This window comes from Nocardioides hungaricus, from assembly GCF_054782915.1.
On record NZ_BAAGRO010000088.1, the window covers coordinates 1 to 694 of the forward strand.

Sequence of the window (694 nt, forward strand, 5' to 3'; positions counted from 1 at the left end):
CCTTCAGGCAGCCCATCCGGTCGGCGAGCACGACCTTCGGGACGCCGCCGAGGACCTCGAAGCACTCGGCCAGCATGCCCAGCGTGGTGGCCTGCTGCTCGTCGCCGGCGAACCGGACGAACCGGAATCGCGACCACGCGAGGACGGCGCAGAACACGTGGACCTTCCGGCCGTCTACGACCTCCTCACCCCAGTCGATCGCGAGGACCTCACCGGGCGACCACACCGCCGGACGCCGGCCACCGGCACGGGCCTGACCAAGTCGCCACTCCCGCTTCGCCGTCGCGACCAGCCGCCGGAAGTTGCGGTCCGACCCCGTGTAGCCGGCCGCACGCACCGTCGGCAGCAGCCGCTTCGCGCTGATCTTCCCCGCGGTCTTCTTCACGCTCTGGGCGACCAGATCGGCGACCTCGTCGTAGTTCCTAGCCCGCGGCGCCGGCTCCGGGAGCCGCCCGCCCTGGCTGACCAGCTCGTGCGCGGTGATGATCCGCTTCACCGTCTTGTGGGTAGTGCCGCAGATCTCTGCGGCTCCCCGGTAGGTGCCTACGTCTCGGTAGGCGGCAATCACGTCCATTCTTTCCTTCGCGTTCTTCAATGGAAGCCCCTGCGTGGTGCTCGGTGACTGGTTGGCACCGCCACCGTCACCACGCAGGGCCCTCACCGTCGGCTACGACACGACGCGAAGGGTGGGGAC

At 69.5% G+C, this 694-nt stretch carries 1 protein-coding gene; it reads right to left on the reverse strand.

What is annotated here, in order from left to right; all coding sequences use genetic code 11:
- Positions 1–595, reverse strand: a 595-nt coding sequence (locus tag ACYVKX_RS23350; RefSeq protein WP_460836114.1) for an IS21 family transposase, incomplete at its 3' end; no start/stop codon positions are given.
- Between the last annotated feature and the right edge of the window lie 99 nt (positions 596–694).